Origin of the sequence: Mesorhizobium sp. LNJC394B00 (genome assembly GCF_000502555.1) — a bacterium.
GTDB lineage: Bacteria > Pseudomonadota > Alphaproteobacteria > Rhizobiales > Rhizobiaceae > Mesorhizobium.
Genome location: NZ_AYWH01000001.1, coordinates 516,201 through 539,732 on the forward strand (window position 1 = coordinate 516,201; position 23,532 = coordinate 539,732).

Consider the following 23,532-nt stretch of genomic DNA (forward strand, 5'->3'; position numbering starts at 1 on the left):
GGGGTCACCGCGCGTGGAGCGCTAACCTTCATCGGTCGCAAGGGGGGCGCATCCAGTCGAACCGACCCCCTCTGGCCTGCCGGCCATCTCCCCCTCAAGGGGGGAGATACGCAGCGTCGTCGCCATCATCACCACCGAAAATTTCCCCTTGACCTCAACCTAAGTTGAGATCGCAAACCCTTTCCTGAGCCACCGAACCCAAGTCGTTCAAGAACGGAGACAGATTCAAATGGATAAACTTGCCGAGGCAGCCGTGTTCAGGGTCGACAAATTCGTCGTTCCTGCCGAGGCCCGTGAAGAAATCCTTCGCAAGGTCAGGGCGACTCATGAATTGCTGCGTCTGCAGCAAGGCTTCGTCCAGGATTTCGTGCTCGAGCAATTTTCGGGTCCGGGTGAGTTCAACTTGGTCACCATTGTCGAATGGGAAAACCAGGCGGCCGTCGACAATGTCGTGCCGATCGTCAAGGCGGCCCACGAGCGGGCGGGCTTCAACCCGCAGGAGACCATTGCCCGGCTGGGTGTGAAGGCCGATATCGCCAACTATCAGCGTCTGCCTGAGATGTAGGAGGGCCAGCCCGTGCCAGGTGCTGGCGCCTCGACGCTCAGCACCTGGCCGGTGCGGGCATCGCTGATCATGTTCTCGAAACCACGCCATTGGGCGGCAACGATGAACAGCGTCTTGCCATCCAGGCCGCCGAGCATGCAGGCAAAGCAGCCGCGATCGGCATTGACGGACTGCAAGACCTCACCACCTTCGCGCACCCGCACACAGCGTTTGTTGGGAACATCCGCATACCAGGCAGTTCCTTCGGCATCGAGGCAGACGCCGTCGGGAAAGCCATCGAGATCGGCCCAGACGCAGCGGTTGGAAAGCCCGCCATCCTCCGCGATATCGAAGGCGGTCAGCCGGTTGGCATGCGACTCCGCCACGATCAGTGTCCTGTTGTCCGGCGTCACCGCCATGCCGTTGGCGAAAGCGATGTTCTCGGCCACTTGTCGAACCGAGCCGTCCGGCGTGATCAGCACGATGGTGCCGGGCCCGAAATGCTCGCCCGGTGCAGGCGCCGACCCGCCGCCATTGACATAGATGTTGCCGCGCCCGTCGACGACGATCTCGTTCCACGGGCTGTTTGACAGCGACCGAAGATCGGCATGGGTGGCCAGCGTTCCATCCGCCTCCTGCCGCAGCAACAAGCCATCCCGACCCGAGACGATCAGCAATCGGCCATCCGACAACCAGTCGATCGAATAAGGCAGGATGGCCGGCACGGTGAGCATCACCTGGTTCCCGCCGTCCTCATCCACCGCGACGATCTCTCCGGTTCCCCAGTTGCAGAGCCACAGGCGTCCGTCGTGCCAGCGGGGAGACTCTCCGAAAGCGAGGCCTTCTGTAATGACCTTGGCGTTCAGGGCGATTGATTTCGAGGATGGCATCTCTGACCCTGGTTTGTCGACTCGCCGCAATTCGGCATTGTCGCGAAGCGCTTTCCTGCCAAGGACGTGTGAATCTATGGCGCCCCGACATGACCGTCGACAATTTCGGCAAACCATCGTGCGAATGCCTCTGGATCAGAGTGCCTTTAATCCTTGAGGGCAGCTGATATTGTCGCGTCGGAAATAACCCGTTCGCGCAAGTTTTGCGACCAAGAGAGTATTTTCGATGTTCGGTTTCTTTTCCCGCAAATCCAAGAAAACGCCCGAGAAGTCGGCATCAAATTCTGGAAAGCAGTTGGAATTCGGCCTGCCGTTGCCAGTCGTCGTACTGCGTTCGAACGTCGAGGATCCTGATGAAGAGCCGTTTTTTCTCGTCTTCGCTGTCATGCAATTCGTCACAGCGATGGTTTCCAAAGGACTCTATCGTTATCCCGAAATCGACACCAAGGCGATGCAGGTCCTTCATGCCGACTCGTACTCTTCGGAGGTAAAGAACGGCGGCCATAGTCAATTCATCCACAATGCCGGGCAGGAAATCGGCGCCATGATTGCCAACGCACGAGCTGGACTCACTGCTTGTGGCGCAAAGGGCCAGCTTGCGACTTTGGAAAAGATGTCCAGCTGGATTGCAGACCATCCCAACGAAGCCGCCCAGCAGACGGGCTTCGAGGGCGGGCGGGATGATTTTCTCGATACACTTGATCATGCGTTCTACGTTGCGGATGAGGCCGCGCCCATGGAAAACCTTTTGGCGCGCTGGATCGCGTCATGGCCTGATCTGCAAGTTGTCGATAGTGACGATTACGACGACGTCATACACCGGCCGGTGATGGCCAATCCGAAGCGCGAAGGCAGGCTTCTTCATAAGTCCGTTGGCAACTTGGCAGGCCAGATGATCTTGAGCTGGCGCGATGTCGGGCCGGCCTTGCCTGCGCCAAGATCGCGCCGCCCGAGATCAAAATCGCGTTCGGCATGGCAAGGATGCTGAACATAGAAGGAGAGAAACAGCTGGTTTTTCAACTTCAGACCAGCGCGAAGAAGACCCGACTATGCAGTGCGACGGAGACACACGTCACGGTCTACGAGTACATCGCTCCAGAAGAGTTGCTTGTCATACCGCCAGGCGAGAGCCCGCTAGCGGCTAACGCCCCGAAAGTTGGCGCCAAGCTTGGCATTGCTGAAGAGCCCGAGATCACAGCGGTCATTGAGCTGGCGGAACAATACCATGCTCCCGCCGCCGTCGACCTCCTGCTCCGCAAGGCAGGCTTCGACCCGACGGATGCCATCGTTTCTGCGAATTCGGTGGTGCAGAAGGAGGAAGGAGCAATCGTGAATTGGGTGGTGCTGGCATCAGGCCAAGTCTTCCTTTTCCAATCGTTGCGGAACGGCGGTGTGCTCTTGCGCGGCAAGGATGATGAAAGCCTCGCTGAGGCCGCTATCGCCGAGCTCAATGCCCACTTTGATCGCTCCGCTGCGGCGGGTTACAGCAAGCCTACTTTTTCTCCGTCAGGAAGAACATGCCATCGGCATGGCCGTTGGCACCGCATGACAGGGGCTCCGATCTGCCATCCTTGCCGGCGCCGCTCTGCTCGACGACAAGCGCATCGCCGTCGCGTCGAAAGGTAAAGACAAAACCGGTTGGGTTGTCGTTGTCGACGGCACGGCCGACCAGCCGCAGAGTGTTGCGCTCCTCGACCGTGCCGTCGATCTCGCATGACCCACTTCCCGAGACTGGATTGGAAACGACATCTTCCGAGATTTCGACCTTGCCTCCGCCAACAGCCTTGATGTCGACGCTGCCGCGCACGCTGCTCCATGTGCCGATCAAACCTGCATCGGGGGGCTTGCGTATGCCGGACAGGAAGGTTGCGCGGTCGCGCAGGAATTCGCCGAGATCGAAAGTCTGTTGGTTCTTGGGCGAACTTTCGTTGAAACCGGCGATCTGATCGCGATAGGCGATGAAATCGCTTTGGTCGTCCCGCAGCGCCTTCCCGGTATGAGCATCGAGCCTCTTCAGCAGCGCGGTATAATTCTTCGCGACGTCGGCATCGGCTTGCGCCAGGACCGGATCGGCGCAAATGGCCTTTTCCGCCAAGCTGGCGGCCTTGGCGCAGTCGAAGGATACTTGCGCAACTGCGTGGTCGCTCGCTGCCACAAGTACGGTCAAAACGGCACCCACGGCTGCCGATCGTATGGCAACAAGATACGTTTTGCCTGAATTTGGCGCCATGGCAGTCGGCCTTTTCGCCGCGCGTTCAGCCGGCGTTGGCCCGAATTCTGGCGGCAAAGCCGGCGGCAGGCAAGCACGTCACCGTTCCTGCCGGCTGCGGACGATGCGGCCTTGCCCAATGTTGCGTTGCGGCAGCGGAGCCTTTCCGGTATTGAGGCCGGACCTGAAACAGGGACCGCCCCCATCCCATGAGCCCCATCCGATGAGCCTCGTCGATTCGATCAAGAATGCCTTCGTTCCGATCCATCGCGAGGGCTATCCGTTCATTGCCGCCTTTGGTGCGGGCACGCTGTTCCTCGGCTATTTCTCCTCGGTGCTGTTCTGGATCGGCCTGATCCTGACCGCCTGGTGCGTCTATTTCTTCCGTGACCCCGAGCGTGTCACCCCGGTCGATGACAGGCTGGTGGTCAGTCCCGCCGACGGCGTCATCTCGGCGGTCGGCCCGGCCGTGCCGCCGCGCGAGCTTGGCCTCGGCAACACCGAGATGACCCGCATCTCGGTGTTCATGAACGTCTTTTCCTGCCATGTGAACCGCGCTCCGGTGCGCGGCCGCATCACCAAAATCGAGCACCGGCCGGGCAAGTTCCTGAATGCCGAACTCGACAAGGCAAGCTCGGAGAACGAGCGCAACGGGCTGGTCATAGACAGTCCCAACGGCATCGTTGTCGCCGTGCAGATTGCCGGCCTGGTGGCGCGCCGCATCGTCTGCTGGGCCGAGACCGGCGGCTCCATTGCCGTCGGCGAACGCTTTGGCCTGATCCGCTTCGGCTCGCGCGTCGATGTCTTCCTGCCGTCGACCGCGGTGCCGCGCGTCGCCGTCGGCCAGAAAGCGGTCGGCGGCGAAACCGTGCTCGCCGAATTCGGCGGCGTCGCCGCAACCCCGCTCGTCAGGATTTCGTAAGCGGTGGGCGCGCCGTTCAAAAAGTTCGAGGCCCATGGCAGCGGCGGCCCGCGCATCCGCGAAATTCCGATGCGCATGGTGCTGCCTAATCTGGTCACCGTGCTTGCCATCTGCGCCGGCCTGTCCGGCATCCGCTTCGGCTTCGAGGGCCGTTTCGAGCCGGCCGTGGTGATGGTGCTGCTCGCCGCCTTCCTGGACGGCATAGACGGGCGCCTGGCGCGCATGTTGAAGGCGACATCCAAATTCGGCGCGCAGATGGATTCGCTGGCCGACATCGTCAATTTCGGCGTCGCGCCGGCACTGGTGCTCTACGCCTTCCTGCTCGACCGCGCCGGCTCCTTCGGCTGGATCGCAGCTCTTCTGTTCACCATCGCCTGTGGCCTGCGGCTGGCGCGCTTCAACGTGCTCGACGAAGACCATGACCGGCCGATCTGGCAGAGCGAATACTTCGTCGGCGTGCCGGCGCCGGCCGGCGCCGTGCTGGTCATGCTGCCGCTCTATCTGTCCTTCCTGCGGCTCGGTCTCGAGCCGGACCGCCTGACGGCATTCGTCGCCACCGGCTTCACTGTGCTGGTCGCTTTCCTGCTGGTCAGCCGGCTGCCGGTCTATTCCGGCAAAAGCCTGAAAGTGCCGGGCGACAAGGTGCTGCCGATCATCCTGGCGGTCGTTCTCTACGTCCTGCTGTTGATGACCTATCCCTGGTACACGCTGACCGCCTCTGTCGCAGGCTATCTCATCTTCCTGCCTTTCAGCGTGCGGGCGTATTCGAAGCGCGCCAAGCGCGAGGGCGAAAAAGTGCCGCCGTCGGATATTGGGTAGTTGTTATCTCCCCCCTTGAGGGGGAGATGTCGCCGAAGGCGACAGAGGGGGTCGGTACGCCCCGGACGCGACCTCGTTTGAGCGAAGAGGACGTCGGCGCTTCACGCGAGGCGACCCCCTCTGGCCTGCCGGCCATCTCCCCCTCAAGGAGGGAGATACGCTAAGCCGCCAGGCCCAGCCCCAGCTTCTCGATCGCCAGGTTCCGCGTCGAGACATAATCCGTCTTGCCGGAACCCAGCACCGGGATCTCCCCGACCTTGACGATGTCGTTGGGCACCATCAGTTCGGCCGCACCTGCCTTCTTGCCGAAGGCGCGCAGTTCTTCCGGATCGGCGTCGTCGGCGGTGGTGACCAGCACGATGCGCTCGCCGCGCCTCTTGTCCGGCACCGCCACCGCGGCGTGGCGCTCTTCCGGCCACAGCGACTGCACCAGCATCTCGACGGCGCCCAACGACACCATCTCGCCAGCGATCTTGGCGAAGCGTTTTGCCCGCCCGCGAATGGTGATGAAGCCTTCGCGGTCGACCGAGACGATGTCGCCGGTGTCGTGCCAGCCGTCCAGCGGCTGCAATTCGCCGGGCCGGTCAGCGGTCATGTAGCCCATCATCAAATTCGGCCCGTCGAGCCACAGGCGGCCGGCACCCTCGATACCCTCGACCGGTTCGAGCTTCATGCGCATCGCCGGCAACAGCCGTCCGACCGTGCCGTCGCGACCATGGATGGCGGTGTTGACGGCGACGACGGGAGCGGCCTCCGTCAGCCCGAACCCCTCGATGATCGAGGCATCGAAGCGCTCGCGATAAACGCGCCGCGTCTCCGGCTTCACCGCTTCCGCGCCGGCGACGACGAAGCGCAGGCTTGAGAAATCGCCATCCTTGGCGGTGCGGGCATAGTTGGCAAGGAAAGTGTCGGTGCCGAACATGATGGTCGGCTTCACCTTGCGGGCGATCTCCGGGATGATCTTGTAGTGCAGCGGTGACGGGTAGAGGAACAGTTTCACCCCGGTCACCAGCGGCAGGATGGTACCGCCGGTCAGGCCGAAAGAGTGAAAAACCGGCAGCACGTTGAGCAGGATGTCGGACGGCGAAATGGTAATGCGCGCCTCGGCCTGCATGGCGTTGGCGTGGAGATTGCGGTGCGACAGCACCACGGCCTTGGGCGTGCCTTCCGAGCCTGAGGTGAACAGGATTGCGGCGGGCTTGGCCGCATCCTGCCGCTGCAGCGGGAACCGCCACAGCACCGCTGCTGCGAGCTTTTCCAGCGTCGTGACGCTTGCGCGCACATCCTCCAGCCACAGCATTTTGGCGCCGCCGGCCTCGATCGCGGCGATGATGTCGGCAAGCGCCGCCTTCTCGACGAACGCGCGCGAGGAAACCACCGTTCGGATGACTGCCGCGCGCACCGCGGCGGTTACGCTGGCCGGCCCTGCCGTGTAGTTGATCATCGCCGCTACCCGGCCGGCCGAGAGCAGGCCGACGAAGGACAGCACCACGCCATTGGCGTTGGGCAGCAAAACCCCGACCGCTTCGCCGGGCGCCGCCACCGCCTGGAAACGGCGGCCGAGCACGCGCGCGCCGATGAACATTTTTCGATAGCTGAGCGAGCCGCTGATCACATCCTCGATGATCGGATGCGAGGCGCCGGTGCGATCCGCGGCATCGCGCATGGCCAGGAACAGGCCGCGATCGAGGTTGCTGCCATAAAGCCGCGCCTCGGCGATGCGGTCGAACAACGCATTGGTGTTGGAAGCCTGGTCGGGGTTGCGCGCCACCAGTTCGGCAATCGTCATCGGCTCCAGCACGCTGATCGAGAGTTTTGGGAACCAGTGGCGCGGCGCCCGGTTCTTTGGCGTCAAGGAAACCGGCAGGTCGCGCGAGCCGGTGACGAAGATCGGCACGATGCGGGCGTCGGCCTGCATAGCGATGCGGGTGACGGCGCGGAACAGGCGAAACGTCTTCACATCGGGCTCGACGTCATCGGGCAGATAGACGGCAAGCCGGCCTTTACCCTTCAGCACCCTGACCAGCCGCCGGCTGACGAAGAGATGCTCGGCGTTGAAGGCGATGGTGCGGCCAAGCTCGCGCCAAGGCTCCATCCAGGGCGAGCGCGCCGAGGCCTCGTCGAGAATGTGCAGCGTGTCGTCGGGCAGCAGCGACAGCATCAGCGCCGGCTCGAAGCGTGACTGGTGCGAGACCACATAGATCACCGGCGTCGGCGCGTTGCGGGCAATGCGGATGCGCCGGTCATCGATCCGGTAGGCGAGCTTGAACGGCACATAGAGTAGCGCCTGGGTAAAGCGCAGGTCGAGACGAAACGTCTCGATCGCGCCAATCAGCAGCCAGGCCAGCACGAGGCCTGCAAGCAGCGCCAGTGTCAGGATCATGCCGCGTCTCTCCCAACGGTCCGGTATGCGGCTCTTCGTCCGCTTCGAGAGCAGAGGGTAGCGCAATGGGGAGCAAGGTCAATGCGCGGGTGCGAGGGAGCGGTGTTCCACCTGACCTCACCAGGCAATGACCCAAACGCAGGCCTTGAAATGTTGCGACACGTGTCGTAAATAAAGCGACACGTGACGGAGAGGTAATATGGCCAGTTCCCCGCTGGGTTTTGCCGAGGCACCACATATGGAGCCGGAGTTCGAACGAATGGTCGACCTGTTTGGTGGACGGAAGGTTCTTGGATTCTCGGTAGCCAGTCCTCTTGAGGCACATGAAATGATCCTGCATGGAATTCCGGGCCAGGCGCTCGAAAGCCTCGTCAGGCATCTGATGGTCATTGATCCCGCCGATGCGTTTGAGACCGCATTCGGCATGAGCGAGCGGACATTTCAGCGGCACAAATCGGATCACTCCAAGACCCTCAGTCGGGAGCAAGGTTCCAGAACCTGGAACTTCGCCAAGCTCCTGACAAAGGCCACGTCCGTGCTCGGGACTCAGGAAGACGCGGAAAAATGGATGATCGAGTCTGCCATGGGTTTGGACAATCGCCGGCCGATCGATCTGCTGGCCACGGCGGCGGGCACTGCGCTTGTGCAGGAGTTTCTTGAGCGGCTCGACTATGGTATCTACGCGTGACGCCTTTGCCGGGCTCCCTCGGAACAGGGCAGTTGTTGGGCTGGAGGCTTGATCACAGACGCTTCAAGGCGAGCTGGGACAGTGGCGAAGGAGCCTTCAAGCTTGGGGGAAGGTGGAACAGCAAAGGGATCAGAGCCGTATATGCGTCCATCGACCCATCGACCGCCATCTTGGAGGTGGCGGTCCACAAGGGGTTTCGCACGCTGGATACTGTCCCTCACGTGCTGACGGCATTCGACATCGTCGATCCATCAGAGATTTATGTGGTCCAAACCGACGATATTCCGAACGCGAACTGGCTGCGTCCCGGCATCCCGGGCGCGGGACAGCAGCAGTTCGGCGATGGTCTGCTGGCAAAGCATCCGTTCTTTCTGATCCCCAGCGCGGTATCCCAGCACAGCTGGAACCTGGTGTTCGATCCCAACCGGGCGGCAGGCCTTTATAGCTTGCATCTCCGGGAGGATTTCGCGCTTGATACAAGGCTTCATCCTCCCGCTGGGTAGCAATCAGGCCGTGGCCTTCAGCCGCCCACTGATGAACCGGAACTCCTGGCTCTTGCCGCCATAGCCATAAGCTGCGGCCGGAACCTCGTGCACGAAGGCATAGCTCTCCTCATGCACGCCACCGAGCAACTTACCGAAGGCCTCAAAGATCGCCTTCAGATAGGCTTCCAGCTCCAGCTTGGTGTTGGTGCCGTCGACCACCTTGATGTCGAGCCAGAAAGTATTGGCGCCATGCTCTGCCAGCGACTTGCCGCCGGCGAACCAGTGCTGCGGGTCGATATAGGTGACAGCGACGGCGGTGATCGTCGGGTCCTTGCGCAGATGGGTTGCGGTCAGGCCGGTGATTTCCTTGGCGATTGTGGCGGACAGCTTGGCGTCGGGCTTACCGGTGACGCTGATGTTGATGATGGGCATTTTTCTCTCCTTCGTTTGAGCGGCGTCTGTTTGCCGTTGGAGAGACAATGCCATCATCTTGGAATCAAAAAAATCGAATTGTTTCGAACAAAAGGTTCTGTATTATCGAATTATGCAGGCGCTCGATCCCGATCTGCTCAAAACCTTCCTTGCCTTTGTCGATGGCGGCTCGCTGGCTCAGGCTGCGTCTGCTGTCGGCCGCTCGCCCTCGGCGGTGACCGCGCAGATGCAGCGTCTGGAGGAGATCGTCGGCGAACCGCTGCTGGTGGCGCAGGGGCGCGGGCGCGGGCTGACGCCGGCCGGCGAGGATCTTGTCGGTCATGCCCGCCGCATTCTTGCCGTGCACAGCGAGGCCTGGCTGGCGCTCAAGGGCGCGCGTGCCGCTGGTCGCGTCGCCATCGGCACGACACAGGATTTCGCCGATAGCGGCCTGCCGGAGCTGCTGCGCGCCTTCGCGACCAGCCATCCGCGCGTCAGGGTCGAACTCCGCGTTGGCCGTTCGGCCGAGCTTGGCGAGGCGCTGCAGGCCGGGCAGCTCGATCTGGCCATTGTCATGCCCAAGACGCCGGCCAATGACGAAGTCGGGCTGTTCAGTGAGCCGATGCTGTGGCTGTGCTCGCAAAAAGGGCTTGCCGTGCGGGAAGAGGAATTGCCGCTGGCGCTGCTCGACCCCTATTGCGGCTTTCGCGAAGCAGCACTCGCGGCCCTCGATGCTGCCGGCCGCCGCTACCGCATTGCCGCCGGCAGCGCCAGCCTTGCCGGCTTGCGCACGGCGGTCAATGCCGGCATCGCGCTGACCTTGCGCACCGCCCGCTTTGCCCATTCAGGCATTGCCGAAGCACCGCGCGAATTCGCCCTGCCGCCGGTGCCGACAGCGCAATTCGCGATAAAACTCGGCCAGGGCGCCGAGCGGCCGGCGCGCGATCTTGCCATCCTGCTCAGCGACAACCTCGCCTTGCCCGGCTTTGCCGGCTGATGTCCAAAGAAAAAGCCGACCTTTACGGTCGGCTTTGAGGAGGACGGGTCGAGGGGTTTGGGGGGACTTGGGGGGTGACCCGTCGCACCATAAAACTGCCTGATCCGCATGATGGTTCCATGACTTGGAAAATAATTATTGGGTTGCCGCACTTTTTCTCGCGGCCAGCCAGTCGCGCCCCGCATGGGCGAAAACCGCGCACAGTACTATGGCGCCGCCGATCAGGCTGGCGGCCGGCGCGATCTCGCCGAGGAACAGGAAGGCGAACAGGATCGCAAACGGCACTTCGGCGGCACCGAGAAGGCCGGACTCGGGCGCAGGGATCAGCCGCGAGCCTTCCGTCCACAGGATCGACGCCGCCGCAAACGATCCTCCGAAGGCGACGAGCAGCACGGCGTCGCGAGCAGAAATCGCCAGGGGGTCGGTGACGAACCAGCCGAGCACGAACAGCAGAAGCGCCGAGACTGCGCCCGCCCACACCACCGGCGTGTCGCGGAAGGCGCGCACCATGATCATGTAGAGCGCGCTGCCGGCGGTCATCAGCAGCGCGAGCCCATCGCCAAACAGATGACCGCTGCCGAAGCCGGAGCCGACCATCATCGCCACGCCGCACAGCGAAACGGCGGCGGCGGCAAGCGTCTGCGCCCGGAACGGCTCGCGCACCAGCACGAAGGCGAGCAGCGCGGTGATGAAGGGCGCGGTGGCGTAGATGACCGCGACATTGGCGACATAGGTGAATTTGAACGCCGAGATGAAGGCGATGCTGGCCGCGGCGCCCTCGAGGGCCAGCAACCAGCCGCGCCAGCCAAGCCGCAAGCTTTCCCGCCCGCCGGAGCGGCGCCGGCGCCACAGCACATAGAAGGTGATCAGGATCGCGCCGACAAAGCCGCGCCAGCAAGTGATGGTCAGCGGGTCGGCGTGGATCGATTTGGTCAGCACGCCGGTGAGGGCGAAGAAAGCCGCCGAGGCCGCCACCAGCATGATGCCGAGCGTACGCTCGGCAGCGGTATCTGTGGTGCCTGGGCCGTCGAGCGCTTCCGTCATCTCAGCAGCCTATCCGTCTTCTCCTGCCACCATGCTGTCAGCACGGGGTACTCATAGCCGCTTGCGGAAATGCTCGTTGCCGATGATCAGCAGGCCGGCGCCGACGATCAACGCCGCCCCCAGAAACACCTCGCGACGCGGCACGTCGCCCCAGATCGCAAAGCCGAGCCCGAAGGCCCAGACCAATGAGGTGTATTCGAACGGCGCCACGATCGACACCGGCGCCCGCTTCATGCCTTCGAACAGCATAAATTGCGCCACGCCGCCGAGCGCGCCGACGCTGATCAAAAGCAGCAACTGGCGCCAGTCCGGCATCTGCCAGACCAACAGCGCCGGCACCGTGGAAAACACGAGGAAGTAGAAATTGTTGAGCACAAGCTGGATCAGCGTGCGCTCGGCCAGCGCCGTCTTGCGCAACAGCACCACGGCAATGCCCCACAGCACTGCCGCAGCCAGTACCAAGAGCATCGGCACGGACAAGCCGAGACGAGTGGGATCACAGGCGATGAAGACGCCGACGAAGCCGATGAACACCGCCAGCCAGCGCAACAGCGGCACCTTTTCGCCAAGCATCACCACCGACAGCACGGTGACGATGATCGGGGCGGCGTAATAGATGGTGGTGAGTTCGGCCAACTGCAGGGAGCGGGCCGCGTTGTAGTAGCAGAGCCAGGCGCCGAGCGTGAAGGCGCTGCGCACCAGCATCGGCCGCACGATGGGCGAGCGCATTGTGTCGGCAAAGATGGGCGGTCCGCCGATTGCAGCACAGCCGATAAGCACAGCGATCGAGCGGAAGAACATGATCTGCCAGACGCTGATGCCGACGACCAGAAGCTTGATCGCGGCGTCCTGCGTCGAAAACAGGAAATAGGCGCAGCCGGTGAACAGGATGCCGGCAAGCACCCTTTCGCGGGTTTCCAGAATGGCAATATCGGCCATGCGGCGTGTCCGGCGCTGTCAAGAGGACGAAGAAGAAGCCTGCCCCAATCAGGCTCCCATTGCAGGCTATACGGGCGAAAGCCTGCGGGGCGCTACGCCACTGGCAAGCTTGCGTTGGCGCAGCCTGGCCGACAGCGTGGGCACGCCGTCACTGTGTTGCCTGGTAGAGCTCCGAAGCGGCCTCCTTCAGGGCGCGCCGGCCGCCCGGCCTGAGATACATCATGTGGCCGCCCTCGATGACGTCGAGACGGATGGGTTTTGCCCCGCCGAGCGTCGGGATTTGGCTCACCAGATAGCGTGAGGCCAGATAGGGAGTGACCAGATCGGTGGCGCCGTTGACGATCACCACGCCGAGCCCCGGGTTGAGCGAGCGCGCCCGCTGCAGATCGTCCATCACCCCGGCATAGCCTTGCCGCGAGCCGCCATAGTCCCAGGCGTGGGTCACATCGCCATTGAGCAACCTGTAGCTGACATCGGTGCGAAAATTCAGCTCGTCGCGCGCATAACCGACAAAGGCCGAGGTCAGCGCCGGCACGCTGCGGTCGAGCACCGGATCCGGGCCGGCGCTGCGGGCGCTCTCCGGGGCGATGTCGCTGGTGGCGATGGTGCCGTCATACGGGCTGAGCACTTTGCCACTGGCGCGCTGGAATTCGCGCGCGAACAGGGCGGTCGGGATGCGGGCGAAATTGCGTTGCACGAGGTCGAGCGGCAGGCCGGTGATATCGGCCACGCGCTGGCTGGCCAGCCGCCCGCCCTGTTCCAGCCCGCCGGTCAGAGCCGTGAGGTAGTCGCCCAGCGCATACTTTTCGACCTCGGCGAGCTTTTCGCGCAGTGCTTCGCCGCTGAGGCCTTCGCTGCGCAGGCGCACCGCCGCCAGCGAGGGCAGTTCCAGCGCCCAATGCAGCGGCTGGAATTCGTCGGGCAGCACCAGCGTGAACTCCAGTGCAGGCGAGATCAGCACGATGCCGTTGGGGCTCAGGCCGACATCTTCCTGCAGGGTCCTGGCGAGAAGTGCCGCGCGGAACCCGCCATAGCTTTCGCCGGCAAGGAAGAGCGGCGATCCGGTGCGGCCGTTCTGGGCGAGATAGAGCCGGATGAAAGCGCCGATCGAACCGGCGTCCGGGCTGACGCCCCAAAAATCTTTCGTGTCCTGGCCGGGGGCCTCGCGGCTGTAGCCGGTGCCGACCGGATCGACGAAGACGAGGTCGGTCATGTCGAGCCAGCTGTCGGGATTGTCGATCAGCTTTTGCGGCGGCGGCAGGAATTGGCCATCGGCGCCGGTCGCGACGACACGCGGGCCGAGTGCGCCGAGATGCAGATAGGCGGATGCCGCGCCCGGGCCGCCATTGAAGACGAAGGTGATGGGGCGAGCCTTCTCCGCGCCCGCCAGTGGCGGCAGCGTATAGGCGACATAGAAGATTTCCGCGGTGACCTCGCCCTTGCCGGATAGCAGCGACAGCGTGCCGGCCTTAGCCTGATAGTCCAGCTTGCGCCCGGCAATGGTGATTGAATGGCTGGTCGTCTGCGGTGCCGGCAGCAGCGACAGCACGCCGCCTGCCGGTGCGGGGCGCTCGGGCGTTTCGGCGACGACTGGCTGCGCGAAGGCTGCAAGCACCAACAGGGTAAGCGAGATCAGTTTCAGCTTGAACGGCATGATGCCTCCGCGGGAATGACTCTGCTTAGGTATGGCTCGGGCGGTCGAAGTCAAAGTAACTCTTCGCGAGCTAGCGTTCCTTCACGCCCCCTCTGTCCTGCCGGACATCCCCCACAGGGATGGAGATTGGATGTCGCGACCGCCTTCGCTAATCGCCGGCGTAGAAAGCGCCATCGGCGAAGCTGCAGATCTCCCCCCTGTGGGGAGGTGGCCGGCAGGCAGAGGGGGGCGCTGTCTCGCCGGCATATCAGTGCTATCAAAGCGCGACGGACTCGAAAAGGAATGCAACATGGACGCCACCGCACTCAAGGCCATGCAGGCACCGATCAAGGAGGCTTATCGCGACGATTCCTCGCGAGCGCTGATCACGCTTCGCGCCAAAGGCTCCATCGACGACCAGTCGATTGCCTGCAAGGTCGAGACGGGCAGGGCGCTGGCGGTCGCCGGCCTGCATCCGGCGACCGGCGGTTCCGGGCTCGAATTGTGTTCGGGCGATATGCTTTTGGAGGCGCTGGTGGCGTGCGCCGGCGTGACGCTGAAGGCAGTGGCGACGGCGCTGGAATTCAGGCTTGGCGCAGCCACCGTCGAGGCCGAAGGCGATCTCGACTTTCGCGGCACGCTGGGCGTGGCCAAGGACGCCCCCGTGGGCTTTCGCGCCATCCGGCTGAATTTCAACCTCGACACGGATGAGCCGCAGGCGCGCATCGATTCGCTCATCAAGCTGACCGAACGCTATTGCGTGGTGTTCCAGACCATCAACAGCAAGCCGGAGCTGACGGTGAGTGCGCGCGCCTGATCTCCCCCCTTGAGGGGGAGATGTCGCCGAAGGCGACAGAGGGGGTCGGGCCGACTGGACGCGACGCCCTTTGTGCGGAAGGAGGTTGGCACTCTACGCGAGGCGACCCCCTCTGGCCTGCCGGCCATCTCCCCCTCGAGGGGGGAGATTGCGCTACTGCGCAGCAGGCTCTTCCGCGTCGCCCTCATCGGTAAACGGCGAGGCGCTCGGCACGCAGTTGACCGCCCAGCCGGCCGGCGTCGGCTGCTTCTGATATTCGGTAATCGCGTTTGTGCACTGTTCGCGGGTGTCGAAGGTGCTGGGCAGCACCACCATGCCGCCTTGCGGGCCGGCGATCACCAGGTACCAGACCAATGCTACGCTGGGAGCAGCCATGGGAATTCCTCGCTTTGCTGAGTGTCGGAGTCGGGTCGACCCTAGCAACTCCCGGCTGATGGCGAAAGCAGGGCGAGGGGGGAGGGACCTGCCGGATCATCACAGACCCGTGAACGAACCGCTCCCAGACGTCTCTCAGTTCGTCGCAAAGCAGTAGAACAGGCCGTCGCCGCCGGTGCCTTTCAGCGCCTCCTGGCTGCAGCCGCCGCGCGAGGCATGCGAGGAGTTCCAGGATTTCGCCGCCGCCGACTCATCAAGGCCGGTGCGGTCGTGATGGCCCATCATCGCCGCGCCCTCCGCGCCGCTCAAGGTCCAGTCGCCGCAGGTCTGGTCGGCGAGCTTGGTGCCGTCAGGCTTCGAGCCGGTCAATATGTCGTGCCGGTTCGGCTTGTCGCCGCGGCCATTGACCACTTGGCCCTTCTCGGTCAGCGCCGTCTGCTTGTTGATGGCGTTGGCGTCGCTGTGCAGCGAGGCGACGTCATCGGCAATCTTCTCGCCCTTGGCGTTGACCCAGGGACCCTTGCCGATACGGTCGCGCGCATCGACATTGGCGCTCGAGAGATAGGCGTGCCATTCCTTGCCGGTAACCCCAGCCGCTTCCGCCAGCGAGGCGCAATGCGCGTCGGCACCCTTGAGACCGCCGAGATCGGCGCCTTTGCCGGAACCGACGCTGGTGACGAAGAAACTCATCTTTGCGTATTGCGCCAGCGCCACGCCGGCTGTGGCGGCAATCGCGGCGGCGGCAACGAGAAGAAGTCTACGCATGTCGGTCCTCCTGTTTCGAATGTCCTACATTCGAAGAAACGTAACTGGAGGCCTGTTTAATCCCGCTACAACCCGGTTTATTCCGGCTGCCGGTAGGCGACGAAGCGGTTGTTCTTGACCTGGAAGATCAGCCCCGTCTCTTTCATCTCGGGGCTCGCCAGCGGCACGATGCGTTTTGCCACCTCTGACGGGTGCGGCAGCGTTTCCGGATCCTCGCCGGGCGCGGCCTGCGCACGCATGGCGGTGCGGGTGGCGCCGGGGTCGACCGCATTGATGCGGAGCGGCAGGCTCTGCGTCTCATGCGCCCAGGAACGCGTCATGGCTTCCACAGCCGCCTTCGACGCCGCATAGGGCGCCCAGAAGGCGCGCGCCGAATGCGCGGCCCCGGACGACATGAGAATGGCGCGGCCGGCGTCGGACAGCCTGAGCAGCGGGTCGACCGAGCGGATCAGCCGCCAGGTCGAGGTGACATTGATGGTCATAACCTTCTCGAAGGTTTTGGCCTCGACATGGCCGATCGGCGAGATGACGCCGAGCACACCGGCATTGGCCACCAGAATGTCGAGCTTGCCCCAGCGCTCGTGAATGGCGCCGCCCAGCCGGTCGATGCCGGCCATGTCTGAGAGGTCGAGAGGCACCAACGTCGCTTCGCCCTTGCCGGTTTTCGCGCGCTCGGCCTTGATCTGGTCGTCGAGTTCTTCCAGCCCGCCGACGGTCCGGGCTACCGCAATGACATGGGCCCCAGCGGCGGCAAGTTCCTTGGCGATGAAGTAGCCGATGCCGCGCGAGGCGCCGGTAACGACCGCGACGCGGCCGGAGAGGTCGAGGGTCATGCGGGCGCTTTCAAGGATAGCAGTTGGGCTTTACGCCCCGTTGTTCGCCAGCAGCGACAGCGTGCGCACATTGTCGTGACCTTCGAAGTCGAGCAGGCGGGTCGGGTACTGGCCGGTGAAACAGGCGTCGCAGAATTGCGGCTGCTCATTGTCGCGGCTGGCTTCGCCGACGGCGCGGTAGAGCCCGTCAATGGTGAGGAAGCCGAGCGAATCGACACGGATGAACTCGGCCATTTCCTCGATCGACATGCGCGATGCCAAAAGCTTCGACTTCTCCGGCGTGTCGACGCCGTAGAAGCACGACGCGCTGGTCGGCGGCGAGGCGATGCGCATATGCACTTCCTTGGCGCCGGCGTCGCGCACCATCTGCACGATTTTCTGGCTGGTGGTGCCGCGCACGATCGAATCGTCGACCAACACCACGCGCTTGCCCTCGATCATCCGGCGGTTGGCGTTGTGCTTGAGCTTGACGCCCATATGGCGGATCGAATCGCCGGGCTGGATGAAGGTTCGGCCGACATAGTGGTTGCGGATGATACCGAGTTCGAAGGGGATGCCTGCCGCCTGGGAGAAGCCGATTGCCGCCGGCGTGCCGGAATCCGGCACCGGCACGACGATATCGGCCTCGACCGGGCTTTCCTGCGCCAATTCGGCGCCGATACGCTTGCGCACTTCGTAGACATTGCGGCCTTCGACCGAGGAGTCCGGGCGGGCGAAATAGACATATTCGAAGATGCAGAAGCGGGTCTTCTGCGGCTCGAAGGGGAACAGGCTCTCGATGCCCTTCGAGGTCACCACGACCATTTCGCCGGGCTTCAGGTCGCGCACGAAGCGGGCGCCGATAATGTCGAGCGCGCAGGTTTCGGAGGCCAGGATCCAGGCGCCGTCCAGGTCGCCGAGCACCAGCGGGCGGATGCCGAGCGGATCGCGGCAGCCGATCATCTTCTTGGAGGTCATCGCGACCAGCGAGAAAGCGCCTTCGACCTGACGCACGGCGTCGATGAAGCGCGAATTCAAATCGCGTTCCTTACTGGTGGCAACGAGATGCAGCAGCGTCTCGGTGTCGGAGGTCGACGAGAAGATCGCGCCCTGCTTCTGCAGCGCGCGCTGCACGGTCATGGCGTTGGTGAGATTGCCGTTATGGGCGACGGCAAAGCCGCCATCGGCGAGTTCGGCGAAGAAGGGCTGGATGTTGCGCATGCCGGCGCCGCCGGTCGTGGCATAGCGCGTGTGGCCGATGGCACGGTTGCCTTGCAGGCTGTCGATGACGTGCTGCTTGGTGAAGGTGTCGCCGATCAGGCCGACATGGCGTTCGACATGGAACTGCGTGCCGTCATAGGAGACGATGCCGGCCGCTTCCTGGCCGCGATGCTGCAGCGCATGCAGGCCTAGCGTTACGATGGCCGCAGCGTCCTGCCGGCCGAAAATGCCGAACACCCCGCATTCGTCGTGGAAATGATCGTCTGCTTCGGCGGAAAGCACGTCGTCCGCGTCTGCCTTCGAAACTGCCATGGGGCTCAAGCTCCGCTAAAATGGCCATATAGTGCGATAGCGCCGCGAAAGCAACGTAGTCAGGCCGGAACTGCCGGGATGGCGCCTGTCCGGCACCATCCGTCCGTATCAGTTTGCCGGCGCGGCCGGAGCCGGAGCAGCGGGCGCGGGTGCGTTATCGGCCGGAGCGTCGGTCTCGTCGTCGGGCGCCGGCGTATCGTCACCGGTTGCCGGAGCATCCGCCGCCGGTGCATCGGCCGCCGGAGGCGTCTCGGCTGCCGGCTGATTCGGATTGAGCTTCTTCAGGATGGCGTTTTCCGGATCTTCGGGCAGCAGGCTTTCCAGCTTGGCGCCGATGGTCTCGAGCAGCGGCTTCGACTTGGCGTTGGCGATCCAGGCAGGGGCCTTGGCGCCGGCCAGCCAGTTGAAGAACAGTAGCGCCACGGCGACTACGAGGACGCCGCGCGCGGCGCCATAGAGGAAGCCCAGCGTACGGTCGAGCGCGCCGATCCTGGAATCGATGATCCAGTCGGCAAGCTTCATGGTGATGACGGAAACGACGATCAGCGCGATGAGGAAGACGATGCCGGCGGATGCCGCCATGGCGATCTTGTCGCTTTCGACATAGGGCTGAACGTAAGGCAGCACCGGCTTGTAGAAGAAGAATGCCGCCGCGGCGGCAGCCGCCCAGGACACGACGGACAGGATTTCGCGTGACAGGCCGCGAACCATGGCGAGCATCGCCGAGACCAGGGTGAAGCCGACGAGAATTCCGTCCAGCAGCGTAATCGGCATGTCTTTCGCCCCACTCAGATTGTCTTTTCACGGCTCGGGCGAGCCGCGTCAATCTTCCACGTCGACACGGCTGCGCCGTGAGCCGGCTATGCGTGCGACGAGATCGGCAAGTTCGGTCGGCTGGAAAGCGCCGGCCCCGATCCCCCCGACAACCTCCTCGCTGCCCAAGGGCAGAACCGCACTTCCAAAACCCAGCTTTTCGGCCTCTTTAAGGCGCTGCTGCGCATGCGCAACCGGCCTCACTGCGCCCGACAGGCTGATTTCGCCGAAATAGACGCAATCGGCGGGAAGGGCAAGACCGGTGAGCGACGAAACCAGTGCAGCGGCAACCGCCAGATCGGCCGCCGGCTCGGAAATCCGGTAGCCGCCGGCGACGTTGAGGTAGACATCGTGGGTGCCGAAGCGCACGCCGCAATGGGCTTCGAGTACGGCAAGGATCATCGACAGCCGTGCGCCGTCCCAGCCGACGACGGCACGGCGCGGCGTGCCCAATGTGGACGGCGCCACCAGTGCCTGGATCTCGACCAGCACCGGACGTGTCCCTTCCATGCCGGCAAATACCGCGGCACCCGGCGATTTTGCGTGGCGTTCGCCGAGGAACAGCTCCGACGGATTGGCGACCTCGCGCAAGCCCTTGTCCGACATCTCGAAGACGCCGATCTCGTCGGTCGGCCCAAAACGGTTCTTCACCGTGCGCAGGATGCGGTAGTGATGGCCGCCTTCGCCTTCGAAATAGAGAACGGCGTCGACCATGTGCTCGACGACGCGCGGACCGGCGATCTGGCCTTCCTTGGTGACATGGCCGACCAGCACGATGGCAGCACCGGTGGATTTGGCGTAGCGGATCATCGCTTGCGCCGAGGCGCGCACCTGGGTGACGGTGCCGGGCGCCGAGTCGGCCATGTCGGTCCACAGCGTCTGGATGGAATCGAGGATGACGAGGTCCGGCCTTCTGCCGTCGGCTATTGTTGCCAGGATATCCTCGACATTGGTCTCCGCGGCAAGTTCGACCGGCGTGTCGGCGACGCCAAGCCGCTGCGCCCGCAGCCGGATCTGCGCGACAGCCTCTTCGCCCGAGACATAGACGATGCGGTGGCCTTTTGACGCCAATGCTGCTGCGGCCTGGGTAAGCAGCGTCGACTTGCCGATGCCGGGATCGCCGCCGACCAGCAGCGCCGAGCCGCGCACGAAACCGCCGCCGGTGGCGCGGTCGAGTTCGCCAATGCCGGAGATGATCCGCGGCGCATCCTCGATGTCACCGGACAGGCTGGTCAGCACCACGGCGCGGCCCTTGCGCGCATTGCGCGTGTTGGCCGGTCCCGAGCCGATGCCGCCGGACGTGCCTTCCTCGACGAGTGTGTTCCACTCGCCGCAGGCATCGCATTTGCCGGCCCAGCGCTGATGCACCGACCCGCAATTCTGGCAGATGAACTGGACGCGCGATTTAGCCATGGAGTGATGCTGCCTGCAAATGACCGAAGGAGGGTGATCTTGCACACCCCCCTCTGTCCTGCCGGACATCTCCCCCGCAAGGGGGGAGATTGGCTATCGTCGCTGCTTTCGCCAATCCCCAACGTCGCAAGATGAGCGCCATTCGCAAAGCTGCTGATCTCCCCCCTTGCGGGGGAGATGGCCGGCAGGCCAGAGGGGGGTGTGACGGAGCGCTGCGGTAGGCCAAAAAGCTACTCGAACCTCTCCGCAATATGATGCTCTTCGGCGAGGTCGGAAAACCGTGTGAACTCGCCATGGAAGGCGAGGCTCACCGAACCTGTCGGGCCGTGGCGCTGCTTGGCGACGATGACTTCGGCCTTGCCGCGCATCTCGTTCATCTCGTGTTCCCACTTGATGTATTCGTCGGTGCCGGGCTTCGGTTCGCGGTTCTTCAGATAATATTCCTCGCGGTAGACGAACATCACCACGTCGGCGTCCTGCTCGATCGAGCCGGATTCGCGAAGATCGGACAGCTGCGGGCGTTTGTCTTCGCGGCTTTCGACCTGACGCGACAGCTGCGACAGCGCGATGATCGGAACGGAGAGTTCCTTGGCCAGCGCCTTGAGGCCGGTGGTGATCTCGGTGATTTCCTGCACCCGGTTCTGTGACGATTTCGCGCTCGACCCCTGCATCAGCTGGATATAGTCGATGACGATGAGGTCGAGGCCGCGCTGACGCTTCAGCCGCCGCGCCCGCGCCGACAGCTGCGCGATCGAGATACCGCCGGTCTGGTCGATGAACAGCGGGATCTTCTGCATGGTCTGCGAGCAGGCGACCAGCTTTTCGAAATCCATCTCCGAAATCTCGCCGCGGCGGATTTTTGACGACGAAATTTCCGTCTGTTCGGAAATGATGCGGGTGGCGAGCTGCTCGGACGACATTTCCAGCGAGAAGAAGCCGACGACGCCGCCATTGGCTGCCTTGAACGAGCCGTCGGCCTGCTGCGCCGGCTCATACATCTCGGCAATGTTGAAGGCGATGTTGGTGGCGAGCGACGTCTTGCCCATGCCCGGACGGCCGGCAATGATGATCAGATCCGACGCCTGCAGGCCACCCATGCGGCGGTCGAGATCGCGCATGCCGGTGGCGAGGCCCGACAAATGGCCGTCGCGCATATAGGCGGCGTTGGCCATGTCGACGGCGGTCTTGACCGCGTCGGTGAAGCTCTCGAAGCCGCCATCATAGCGGCCGGTTTCGGCCAGTTCGAACAGCCGCCGCTCGGCATCCTCGATCTGTTCGGACGGCGCCATGTCGACCGGCGCGTCATAGGCGATGTTGACCATGTCCTCGCCGACGGTAATCAGTGCCCGGCGCGTGGCCAGATCGTAGATGGCGCGGCCATAATCGGTGGCATTGACGACGGTGACGGCTTCGACCGCCAGACGAACCACATATTGCGCCACCGTCATGTCGCCGACCTTCTCGTCGGCCGGCAGGAAGGTTTTCAGCGTGATCGGCGTCGCCACCTTGCCCATGCGGATTAGCTCGGCCGCGACCTCGAAGATTTTCCGGTGCAGCGGCTCGTAGAAATGGCCGGCCTTGAGGAAGTCGGAGACGCGGTAGAAGGCATCGTTGTTGACGAGGATGGCGCCGAGCAGCGCCTGCTCGGCCTCGATGTTGTTCGGCGCTTCACGATAAAGCGGTTGCTGCTCCGCCACGCCGAATTTTCGCGCTGCCTCTGCCATGATGTCCCCGATTTTGATCCCGGCTTCTCGATATCAGAACGAGATAAATCGGTGCTGACCTTTCTGCATCACCGCACGACCAATCAACCTCGATGCCCCGTTGTTCACAGGGGCGGCAAACCGTCCACAGAAGAGTGTTTCCGCGCCCCGATTCCGGTTGACTCAGAAAGGCGCTGACTTCTATCCGAGTCGTTGGAACAGAGCAAGAACAATCTCGGTGATTACCCGCTTCTTCCGTCCAATGTATCGCCCCAGTCCAGCCGCCGCGCTGCCTTGAACAGCTCGCCCTCGCGCTTGGTGAAAAGTGTCTCGCCGGCGCCGCCATCCGGCTGGCACAGTTTGAGCAGCACCTTGCCGGAGCCCGATTTCGGCGGCGCAATCACGCGCGGCTGACGTACAGGCGCGGCTTGCCGCGACGCCGCGACGTAGATGAATTTCTCGTCCTCCCACGGCACGTCGGCGTCCTTGGCCAGGCGGTGCCGGCGCGAGCGGGCGACGCGGCGCGAAAAATGGCACCAGTCGGGCGGCTCAAGCGGGCAGGGCGCCTCATGCGGACAAGGCGCCAGCACGTGCGCCCCGGCCTCCAGCAATTGCCTGCGCACTGCCAGGATGCGCTGCCAGCCGGCCGGTGTGCCGGGCTCGACGATCAGCAGTGTGTCGCCGGTCAACTGCCAGAGCCGGCCGACAAGCTTCGGCAGCGATGCCGGCGCGATCTCGTCCAGCACATAGGCGCAGGTGACCAGATCGGCAGGCTTGAGATCGGCAAGGTCGATGGTCACGTCGCCGGCGCGCCAGTCCATCCTGGTGGCGATGGTATCAAGGGCGAGCGACTGGCCAACCTTGCGCACCGCGGCGCTTGCTTCAACCAGAACCGCCTCTTCGAGGTCGGGCCACAGGTCTGTAGTGGCCCAAAGCACCGTGCCAGGACCGGCGCCGACATCGAGCAAGCTCGTTGGCTGGAAATCGGGCCGCGCATAGGCGAGTTCGTCGAGACCGGCCCGTACCGCCGCGTAGGTCGCCGGCAGCCGCGTCGCCAGATAGGCTTTTACCGCCATCTCTTCGGCCATGTGCGGGCGGCCGTCGCGCAATTCGGCGCGGTAGCGGTCAGACAGCGTCTTCGCCGCCTGGCGCAGCACCGCCAGCGGTATCGTTTCGAGCAGGCGCTCGACGCCTTGTCGCAGCGAGGCGGGGAGTTCCACGCTCAGGCTCCGCGTGCCGCGAGCACCGAGGCGCGGGCGAACTCGACAAGGGTGGTGGCGATGGTGGGCAGGCAGGTCATTAAAAAAGGTCTCGCGAGAACGAGACCTTTTTCAGTG

The 23,532-nt window shown here is 63.8% G+C and carries 23 protein-coding genes; 8 read left to right on the top strand and 15 right to left on the bottom strand.

Annotation, left to right across the window (positions count from 1 at the left end):
- The first annotated feature begins 229 nt into the window (after window positions 1–229).
- Entirely contained in the window at window positions 230–565 is a 336-nt protein-coding gene (locus tag X751_RS160985; protein WP_023685667.1) for an antibiotic biosynthesis monooxygenase, read from the top strand.
- Here X751_RS160985 and X751_RS160980 read toward each other — a convergent pair.
- Window positions 544–1,434, bottom strand: coding sequence for an SMP-30/gluconolactonase/LRE family protein (locus tag X751_RS160980; RefSeq protein ID WP_031204535.1), 891 nt, complete (start codon window positions 1,432–1,434; stop codon window positions 544–546). The two genes, X751_RS160985 and X751_RS160980, sit on opposite strands and share 22 nt — an antisense overlap.
- 226 nt (window positions 1,435–1,660) lie before the next feature.
- Here X751_RS160980 and X751_RS160975 point away from each other — a divergent pair, with 226 nt between their 5' ends.
- Window positions 1,661–2,422 carry a DUF4375 domain-containing protein gene (locus X751_RS160975; RefSeq protein ID WP_023743789.1) on the top strand — a complete coding sequence of 254 codons (762 nt, stop codon included), beginning with the start codon at window positions 1,661–1,663 and terminating at the stop codon, window positions 2,420–2,422.
- Between the two features lie 504 nt (window positions 2,423–2,926).
- Here the strand turns inward: X751_RS160975 and X751_RS1000000164680 are convergent.
- Entirely contained in the window at window positions 2,927–3,601 is a 675-nt protein-coding gene (locus tag X751_RS1000000164680; RefSeq protein ID WP_196815013.1) for a lysozyme inhibitor LprI family protein, read from the bottom strand.
- Between the two features lie 181 nt (window positions 3,602–3,782).
- Between X751_RS1000000164680 and X751_RS160970 the strand changes: the two genes are divergently transcribed.
- Window positions 3,783–4,565 carry a phosphatidylserine decarboxylase gene (locus X751_RS160970; protein ID WP_280806411.1) on the top strand — a complete coding sequence of 261 codons (783 nt, stop codon included), beginning with the start codon at window positions 3,783–3,785 and terminating at the stop codon, window positions 4,563–4,565.
- 3 nt (window positions 4,566–4,568) lie between these two features.
- The gene (gene pssA, locus X751_RS160965) at window positions 4,569–5,384 is read left to right on the top strand and encodes a CDP-diacylglycerol--serine O-phosphatidyltransferase (protein WP_023672701.1); all 816 of its coding nucleotides are present in this window, start codon (window positions 4,569–4,571) and stop codon (window positions 5,382–5,384) included.
- Between the two features lie 160 nt (window positions 5,385–5,544).
- Here pssA and X751_RS160960 read toward each other — a convergent pair whose 3' ends face one another.
- A complete protein-coding gene (locus X751_RS160960; protein WP_023695607.1) occupies window positions 5,545–7,767 on the bottom strand; it encodes an AMP-binding protein in 2,223 nt (740 codons plus the stop codon).
- 199 nt (window positions 7,768–7,966) lie between these two features.
- Between X751_RS160960 and X751_RS160955 the strand changes: the two genes are divergently transcribed.
- Window positions 7,967–8,455 (top strand): antitoxin Xre/MbcA/ParS toxin-binding domain-containing protein, encoded by a 489-nt coding sequence (locus X751_RS160955; RefSeq protein WP_023695606.1) that lies wholly within the window; start codon window positions 7,967–7,969, stop codon window positions 8,453–8,455.
- On the top strand, window positions 8,452–8,958 hold the full coding sequence (locus tag X751_RS160950) for an RES domain-containing protein (RefSeq protein WP_023689127.1): 507 nt from the start codon (window positions 8,452–8,454) through the stop codon (window positions 8,956–8,958). Before X751_RS160955 ends, X751_RS160950 begins: the two co-directional genes overlap by 4 nt.
- Window positions 8,959–8,961: 3 nt before the next feature.
- On the opposite strand, the gene X751_RS160945 is transcribed toward X751_RS160950, so the two are convergent.
- On the bottom strand, window positions 8,962–9,372 hold the full coding sequence (locus tag X751_RS160945) for a 4-oxalocrotonate tautomerase family protein (RefSeq protein ID WP_023693979.1): 411 nt from the start codon (window positions 9,370–9,372) through the stop codon (window positions 8,962–8,964).
- A gap of 112 nt (window positions 9,373–9,484) precedes the next feature.
- Here X751_RS160945 and X751_RS160940 point away from each other — a divergent pair, with 112 nt between their 5' ends.
- Window positions 9,485–10,348, top strand: coding sequence for a LysR substrate-binding domain-containing protein (locus X751_RS160940; protein WP_023695604.1), 864 nt, complete (start codon window positions 9,485–9,487; stop codon window positions 10,346–10,348).
- 135 nt (window positions 10,349–10,483) lie between these two features.
- Here the strand turns inward: X751_RS160940 and X751_RS160935 are convergent, their stop codons facing one another.
- The 3 genes from X751_RS160935 to X751_RS160925 form a co-directional block, all read right to left on the bottom strand.
- Window positions 10,484–11,392 (bottom strand): DMT family transporter, encoded by a 909-nt coding sequence (locus X751_RS160935; RefSeq protein WP_023689124.1) that lies wholly within the window; start codon window positions 11,390–11,392, stop codon window positions 10,484–10,486.
- A gap of 51 nt (window positions 11,393–11,443) precedes the next feature.
- Complete coding sequence (locus X751_RS160930) at window positions 11,444–12,331, bottom strand: DMT family transporter (protein WP_023689123.1); 888 nt, start codon at window positions 12,329–12,331, stop codon at window positions 11,444–11,446.
- Between the two features lie 148 nt (window positions 12,332–12,479).
- Window positions 12,480–13,985 carry a peptidase S10 gene (locus X751_RS160925; RefSeq protein WP_023695603.1) on the bottom strand — a complete coding sequence of 502 codons (1,506 nt, stop codon included), beginning with the start codon at window positions 13,983–13,985 and terminating at the stop codon, window positions 12,480–12,482.
- Window positions 13,986–14,274: 289 nt separating this feature from the next.
- Between X751_RS160925 and X751_RS160920 the strand changes: the two genes are divergently transcribed.
- The gene (locus tag X751_RS160920) at window positions 14,275–14,781 is read left to right on the top strand and encodes an OsmC family protein (RefSeq protein ID WP_023672710.1); all 507 of its coding nucleotides are present in this window, start codon (window positions 14,275–14,277) and stop codon (window positions 14,779–14,781) included.
- A gap of 153 nt (window positions 14,782–14,934) precedes the next feature.
- Here X751_RS160920 and X751_RS160915 read toward each other — a convergent pair whose 3' ends face one another.
- From X751_RS160915 to X751_RS160880, 8 genes are all read right to left on the bottom strand, one after another.
- Window positions 14,935–15,156 (bottom strand): hypothetical protein, encoded by a 222-nt coding sequence (locus tag X751_RS160915; RefSeq protein WP_023689120.1) that lies wholly within the window; start codon window positions 15,154–15,156, stop codon window positions 14,935–14,937.
- 135 nt (window positions 15,157–15,291) lie between these two features.
- Complete coding sequence (locus X751_RS160910) at window positions 15,292–15,921, bottom strand: hypothetical protein (RefSeq protein WP_023743793.1); 630 nt, start codon at window positions 15,919–15,921, stop codon at window positions 15,292–15,294.
- A gap of 77 nt (window positions 15,922–15,998) precedes the next feature.
- Window positions 15,999–16,754, bottom strand: coding sequence for an SDR family NAD(P)-dependent oxidoreductase (locus X751_RS160905; RefSeq protein WP_023672713.1), 756 nt, complete (start codon window positions 16,752–16,754; stop codon window positions 15,999–16,001).
- Window positions 16,755–16,784: 30 nt separating this feature from the next.
- Complete coding sequence (gene purF, locus X751_RS160900) at window positions 16,785–18,266, bottom strand: amidophosphoribosyltransferase (protein ID WP_023672714.1); 1,482 nt, start codon at window positions 18,264–18,266, stop codon at window positions 16,785–16,787.
- A 108-nt stretch (window positions 18,267–18,374) separates the two neighbouring features.
- Complete coding sequence (locus tag X751_RS160895) at window positions 18,375–19,040, bottom strand: CvpA family protein (protein ID WP_023672715.1); 666 nt, start codon at window positions 19,038–19,040, stop codon at window positions 18,375–18,377.
- Window positions 19,041–19,088: 48 nt separating this feature from the next.
- Window positions 19,089–20,492 (bottom strand): DNA repair protein RadA, encoded by a 1,404-nt coding sequence (gene radA / locus X751_RS160890; protein ID WP_023672716.1) that lies wholly within the window; start codon window positions 20,490–20,492, stop codon window positions 19,089–19,091.
- A 230-nt stretch (window positions 20,493–20,722) separates the two neighbouring features.
- On the bottom strand, window positions 20,723–22,216 hold the full coding sequence (locus X751_RS160885) for a replicative DNA helicase (RefSeq protein ID WP_023672717.1): 1,494 nt from the start codon (window positions 22,214–22,216) through the stop codon (window positions 20,723–20,725).
- 221 nt (window positions 22,217–22,437) lie between these two features.
- Window positions 22,438–23,415: a small ribosomal subunit Rsm22 family protein gene (locus X751_RS160880; RefSeq protein WP_023743794.1), complete on the bottom strand. Its 978-nt coding sequence runs from the start codon at window positions 23,413–23,415 to the stop codon at window positions 22,438–22,440.
- Window positions 23,416–23,532: the final 117 nt, after the last annotated feature.